This is a genomic window from Flavobacterium sp. FlaQc-28 (assembly GCF_044007415.1).
Taxonomy (GTDB): Bacteria; Bacteroidota; Bacteroidia; order Flavobacteriales; family Flavobacteriaceae; genus Flavobacterium.
Genome location: NZ_JBIPCM010000011.1, coordinates 176,491 through 183,495 on the forward strand (window position 1 = coordinate 176,491; position 7,005 = coordinate 183,495).

At 31.0% G+C, this 7,005-nt stretch carries 4 protein-coding genes and 1 rRNA gene; 2 read left to right on the forward strand and 3 right to left on the reverse strand.

The annotated features are described in order from the left end of the window. Positions 1-88 precede the first annotated feature (88 nt). Positions 89-1,420, reverse strand: coding sequence for a sensor histidine kinase (locus tag ACHRVL_RS22145; protein WP_395415432.1), 1,332 nt, complete (start codon positions 1,418-1,420; stop codon positions 89-91). A gap of 1 nt (position 1,421) precedes the next feature. Continuing rightward, positions 1,422-2,771 (reverse strand): sigma-54-dependent transcriptional regulator, encoded by a 1,350-nt coding sequence (locus ACHRVL_RS22150; RefSeq protein ID WP_395415433.1) that lies wholly within the window; start codon positions 2,769-2,771, stop codon positions 1,422-1,424. A 278-nt stretch (positions 2,772-3,049) separates the two neighbouring features. On the opposite strand from ACHRVL_RS22150, the gene ACHRVL_RS22155 reads away from it, so the two are divergent. Together ACHRVL_RS22155 and ACHRVL_RS22160 are read left to right on the forward strand one after the other, a co-directional pair. Continuing rightward, positions 3,050-3,763: an ABC transporter ATP-binding protein gene (locus tag ACHRVL_RS22155; protein WP_395415434.1), complete on the forward strand. Its 714-nt coding sequence runs from the start codon at positions 3,050-3,052 to the stop codon at positions 3,761-3,763. 4 nt (positions 3,764-3,767) lie between these two features. Then, positions 3,768-6,191, forward strand: a complete 2,424-nt coding sequence (locus ACHRVL_RS22160) for an ABC transporter permease (RefSeq protein WP_395415435.1) — start codon at positions 3,768-3,770, stop codon at positions 6,189-6,191. A gap of 693 nt (positions 6,192-6,884) precedes the next feature. Here the strand turns inward: ACHRVL_RS22160 and rrf are convergent. Continuing rightward, positions 6,885-6,994 (reverse strand): 5S ribosomal RNA (rrf, locus tag ACHRVL_RS22165). Between the last annotated feature and the right edge of the window lie 11 nt (positions 6,995-7,005).

Genomic DNA, 7,005 nt, shown 5'->3' on the forward strand with positions numbered 1-7,005 from the left:
ACTTTTGCTAATTTAGAAAAAATCCTATTAAAGAAATATGTGGTTCAATTATTTTTAAACGAATAAGTAATTAAATTTCAACAAAGTATTATTCAACCAAACAAATCTCAAAAACAGTTTTTCCGTTTTCGTTTTTATTTGCAATATAGCCGCCGTGTGCTTCAACAATATTTTTAGATAATGTTAAACCAATTCCTGCACCTTCAGTTCTGGTTGTAAAAAAAGGCAGGAATATTTTGTTTTCGATTTCCTTTTCTACTCCAGTTCCAGTATCAATTACTCTAATAAAAGTTCTGTTTTCTTTGGCTTCAGCCGAAATTATAATTTGTTTTTCATTACTGTTTTTTAAAGCATGAATCGAATTTGTGAGCAAATTAATTAATACTTGTTCCATTTGATGCGCATCAACATTAATCCAGTATTTAAACGAAATTGTATTTACTATATTTATTTGCTGCTCAACAAATAACGGATTCATAATTTGAATGCAATTATCAATTAAATACTGCAGTTCTGTTTTCTCTTTTTTGGGAGAAGGCAGCATGGCGAGTTTTCGATAACCTTCGACAAATTTTTGCAAATGGTCGCTTCGTCTCAGCATAGTTTCAACACTATTCTTTACATCTTCTAAATCTTCTGCTGACAGTGAATCTTGATCGACTAAATCTTGTAAGTTTTGACAAATAGATCGAATTGGCGTTATCGAATTTAAAAGTTCATGCGAAATGACTTTCATTAAATTTACCCACGCTTCTTTTTCTTTTTTCTCGACAACGTTCTGAATCGAATCGAGGAGTACAATACAATAATCACGTTCAAAAATTTCAGTTCGCGAAGCCTGTAAAACAAATGTCTGCTGATTTTGTTCGTTTACTCTAATTTCTATTGACGTTTTTATTTCCTGAAAATCATCCTTTTCAATGATTTCACATAAAGCAGGAAGCTGGTTTTTAAGATATTTCCATCTTGAAACTTTTGGAACATTAAAATAGGAGGAAAAATAATCGTTCATTAAAAAAACATTCCACTCCTTTTCTTGTTTTTGCAGAATAACGATTCCAGTTTCAATATTATTTAGAATCGAACGATAAATAATATCTTTTGAATCCTGTTCATTTTGTCTGTTCTTCATCGTATCATACAATTGAAACAGTTCGGTATAACTTTTATCAACTTTATGTTTGGTAAAATCTGACGTGAAATCATTTTGCAAAATCGATGAAATGGTTTTGTCATAAAGCAAAATAAAATTGCGGACATAAAAGTACATTTCACGAACTATCAGGAAAACAATAAAAAGCCCAAAAATACCCGTAAACAACAATCCTATTTTAAAAAAATAAATAGAAAATTCGATTCCAATGACAATTAAAATCAATCGGAAAAACAGCAATTTATAAGTTTGAAAAGTTTTAAACATATTAACTAATATTGATATTATACTTCTCTAAACGTCGGTACAACGAACCTCTTGACAATCCCAATTCATCAGCAGTTTTACTAATATTATTGCCATTTTTAAAAAGTGCTTTTTCTATTGCCGTTTTTTCTACTGAAGAAAGCTGAATGTCATCTGCGCTTTCATCATAAGGCGTTATAATTTCTAAATCTAAATCAGAAACAGAAATGAGATTGTTTTCGCAAAGAATTACTGCACGTTCAATTTTATTCTCCATTTCACGAATATTTCCATTCCAAGCATGTTTTTCAATTTGTTCCAAAACTTTTTTATCAAAAGTAATTTCACCTCTTCCATACTTTTCTGCCATTTTTTCCAAAAGATACTCGGCCAAAGGAATTTTATCTTCATTTCGTTCTCTTAACGGAGGCAGTACAATTTCCATTGTATTGATTCGATAGTATAAATCTTCTCTGAAATTTTTATCAGCAGCTTCTAATTTTAAATTTAAATTGGTTGCTGTTATAATTCGAACATTTAGAGGCCTGGCTTTTGTTTCCCCCAATCTTGTCACGGTTTTAGTTTGAATAACCTGCAATAATTTTGATTGCAGATGCAAAGGCACATTTCCTATTTCATCTAAAAAAATAGTTCCGTTTTGCGCCATCTCAAAACGTCCCGGCGTATCGATTTTGGCATCTGTAAAAGCACCTTTTGCATAACCAAACAATTCACTTTCAAAAATATTTGAGTTCAACGAACCTAAATCAACCGCAATAAAAGGATTGTTTTTTCTTTCTGATTTAGTGTAAATATGATGTGCGAGAACAAATTTTCCAGTTCCGTTTTCGCCTAGAATCAAAACATTAGCATCTGTTTTTGCCACTTTATCGGCTAATAAATAGGCCTTTTTTATAATTTCTGAGGTTCCTATGAAAAAGTCATTTTCAATTACCTCCGTTTTTTGTTTTTTCTGATCTTTTCTAGATTTATCAACGGCTTGTTTTACAGACTCTAATAGTTTTTTATTTTCCCAAGGTTTTAAAATATAATCAAAAGCTCCCGATTTTAATCCTTCAACAGCAGTTTCGACTTTACCAAAAGCAGTCATTAAAATCACAACTGTTTTTGGAGAAAGTGTTTTTATCTCTTTTAAAAGATACAAGCCTTCTCTTCCATCTTCAAATCCAATTCTGTAATTCATGTCGAGTAAAACAACATCAATACTTTTTTCTGATAATAATTCGACAATATTTTTTGGATTATTGAGTGTATAAATCTCTTCAAAGTACTTTTTTAAGTACACTTTTGATGCAAAAAGAATGTCTTCCTGATCGTCGATGATTAATATGGAAGCGTTTGTTTTTTTCATTTTTGTTCGGTTTTGGACGAAAGCTGTCCATTTGTGGACAGTTTAATTGGTATTGAAAAAATAAAAACGTAAAAATAAAGCAGTTACAGATTTTAAATTTTTGGCACGAAAATCACATTTAGACTAATAAATCATCAAATATGAGAATCTTTTTTGCTGGTAAAAGTAACAAAAATAGACATTTATCAATTATATTGTAAACATCTTAATTTTTGAACTGTTTCTTTTACTTCGGCACTAAAAATAATCATCAAACATCAATCTTTAAAACAGCATTTATGATCAGTATTACAAAACTTTCAAAAATTTTTAGAACTGAAGAAGTAGAAACAAAAGCATTAAGCGAAATTTCCTTAACAATCAATGAAGGTGACTTTGTTTCGATTATGGGGCCTTCTGGAAGTGGAAAATCTACATTATTAAATATCATTGGATTATTAGACAGCGCCTCCGATGGAAGCTATAAATTACTGGATCGAGAAATGATTGGCACTAATGAAAAAGTAAAAACGAAAGTTCGAAAAGAAAACATTGGTTTTATTTTTCAGAATTTTAATTTAATTGATGAATTATCAGTTTATGATAATATTGAACTTCCGTTGCTTTACAATAAATTGCATTCTTTTGAAAGAAAGAAAAAAGTAGAAGATATTGCAGCCATCTTAGGCATTTCACATCGTTTAAAACATTTTCCGCAACAGCTGTCAGGCGGTCAGCAGCAGCGTGTTGCCGTAGCAAGAGCTTTGATTAATGATCCTAAAATTATTCTTGCCGATGAACCAACTGGAAATCTAGACAGTAAAAACGGAAATGAGGTAATGGAATTGCTAACTGATCTTCATGCAAGCGGGGCAACAATTTTAATGGTAACGCATTCTGATTATGACGCTTCGTTTTCGCAAAAAACAATTTTAATGAAAGACGGAATCATTCTTTCAGAAAAATTAAATCATAAAAATGTTGATGTTTTCGCAACAACTTTAAACAACTAAGATCATGCTAAAAAACTGGATTAACATATTTGTATATCACATCAAAAACAACAAAGTTTTTACGGCTTTGAATGTGTTGGGTTTAAGCATTGGAATCGCGGGATTAATTTTTGCAATTTTATATTGGAACGACGAACAGAGTTATGATCAATGGAACCCTAATAAAGACAATGTCTTTTTGGTAGCAAATCAAATGGATCCTACTACATATTGGGCTGCAAGTTCTGCTCCGATAGGATCTACAATAAAAAATACAAATCCTGAGGTCGAATCCTATTGTTATGTAAACGGAAATTACGAGAATGAAATCATTCATTATGAAGGTAAAAAAATACAATCTGACAAAATTCTTGTGGCACAAAAAAACTTTTTTGACTATTTCCCCTATCAATTTATAGAAGGAAATGCAAAAACAGGTTTACCTGATGGCAACAGCATTTGTTTATCTGAAGATTTGGCTGTGCAGCTTTTTGGAAACAAAAGTGCATTTGGCAAAAAAATAATTTTACAAGATCAGGTTTTGGTTGTTAGAGGTGTTTATAAACTAGACAAAAAGTCCATTTTCAATCCTTCTTGTGTAGTCAATTTTATGGATTTAAGAGTAAAAAACACCATTCAGCAATGGGGAAATTTTCAGTTTATTCTTTTATTAAAACTAAAAAATCCAACTGATACTGGTTTAGTTACCAAAAGTCTGGCTAAAGTTTATTACGATAACATGACGGTGCCTCAAGCCAAGTTTCAAGGTATGGTTCCAGAAGAGTTTATTAAAAAATTTGGACAAGTTAAACCTCATTTAGAATCTTTAGCTTCTATTCGTTTGCATACCAAAACTGGCGGACTTATAGAAACCAACGGGAATTATCAGCTTTTATTAATCTTTGTTGGTTTATCAATTTTAATCTTGATATTATCTATTGTAAATTACATTAATTCTGCTACTGCAAATGCTGTAAAAAGAGCAAAAGAAATTGGTGTCCGAAAAGTTATTGGAGCTTCTAAATCGAATATAATACAACAGTTTATTTTTGAAACGGCTATAATTTTATTGTTCTCCATTTTAATATCTCTTGTAATTGTCGAACTTTCAATTCCTTATTACAATGCTTTCTTAGAAAAAAACCTGGTATTGCAAGGCGGACAATTCTATCTGCAATTAGCTGTTATTTTTGTTGTAACTGTAATCGTAGCTGGAATATTTCCTGCAATTTATGTTTCAAATTTTGAAGTTTTAAAAGTCTTAAGAGGCAATTTTATTCGAAGTAAAAGCGGTGTCTGGCTTCGCAACGGAATGTTGATATTTCAATTTGCCGTAGCAGCTTTCTTTATTATTGGGTCTTATATTGTATATCAGCAAATTGATTATATGAATTCTAAAGATTTAGGTTTTAACGGAAACCAGATTATTGACATCTCTTATCGAAACATTTATGGCGAAAAAATTACAGATAAAAATCAATTTAGCAAATACAATAATATCAAAAACCAATTGCTTCGTATAAAAGGCGTAAAACAAGTTGCAGGCGGTGGCTTTGTTATGGGAAGAGGTGCTAAATCTGTAATTTCATATCATTATAAAGACATAAATATAGACGGGAGTAATATTCCTATTGATTTTGGACTTCTTGAAATGATGAAAATAAAAATAGTTAAAGGGCGCTATTTAAATCCCGCATATTCTCAGGATACCATTAATTCGATGTTAATTAATGAAACCGCTTTAAAATTATTAAACGAGAAAGATCCTATTGGTAAAAAAATAAACTGGGATGGAAAAGAAGCTATTATCGTGGGAGTTGTAAAAGATTTTAATATTGGACATCCTGGCGAAGCAGTACCTCCAATGTCAATATTTCATTTTAAAAGTATATCATGGTTTAGCGGCCTTTTGAACAATATTTATATAACAGCAGATCCTAAAACTATGCAGCAGACTATTGCTGATATAGAAAGTTTATGGTTAAAGAAAGTTGATACAGAATATCCTTTTATATATGATTTTGTAGATAAGGAATACAAAAGATCCTATAGCGGTTACGTAAAACAAAAGAATCTTTTTTCGTTACTAAACGTGATTGTCATTGTAATTGCTCTTATTGGTTTATTTGCACTGGCTTCTTACTCCATAGAAAGACGTATGAAAGAAATCGCTATTCGAAAAACGCTTGGCGCCGAAACGAATGTTTTATTAAAGGAACTTTGCAAACAATATATTCTTTTTAGTATTATAGGATTTATGATTGCATTATTTCCCGCTTACTATCTATTAAACAAATGGTTAGAAAATTTTGCTTATAGAGTTTCTATTTCTATTTCTCCGTTTTTAATTGGTTTTACCATTTTACTACTGCTCACTCTCGCAGTAGTACTTTCGAGAGCTTATCAGGCTACCAAAGTTGATGTTTTACGATATTTAAAATACGAATAAAATTATACTAATTTTTAATTAATGACTATCTGTCACAAAAAACTCCTTAATTCCTTAAGGAGTTTTTTAGTTATAACAATTCTAAAATTTACTATATGAAGACATTTAATCCTCTCCTTTGCAATCCCACTCTTTAATTTTCTTATAAAAACAAGAATCAAATTTAGTTCTACACTTTTAGCAAACCTTCTACAGCAATTAAGCTAACTTCCTTTGAAAGGAAAAATAAGTCTTTTACTTAAACAAGGAACTAGAATTCCATTCTAATCATATAAAAGTGCATTCAGCAATAAAACAAAAGCGCCTGCATAACATTTTCAGACGAGGATAATCTTTCCATTAAAAGAATAAAAAAACAGCTTCAAAACAGTTAAAACTAAAAGCTGTCTCTCCAATAAAGCACTTTAAGAGTTTCTTTAGTGACAATCTATCTGTTCTCTCCTTTTCTTTTATTGCACGAAAACAAAAATCCTTAACTCATTCGGATTAAAAAAACTTTCTTTTCACTCTTATTATAAACAAGCTGAAGCTATAAACAACTGTTTTAACCGCTGGAATATAGTGTAATCCTAATTATCTATACTCGACAGTTTCAACGCTTTGAACACGGTGCATGTAGAGATTAAGCTTAATTTTCTAAAAGATTATAAAACAAAAAAATCCTCATCAAATGAATGATGAGGATTCTTAAAAGAAAGGCGACGACATACTCTCCCACAAAATTGCAGTACCATCTGCGCAGGCGGGCTTAACTACTCTGTTCGGGATGGGAAGAGGTGAGCCCCGCCGCAATAACCACCTTAAGGTTGTTAGT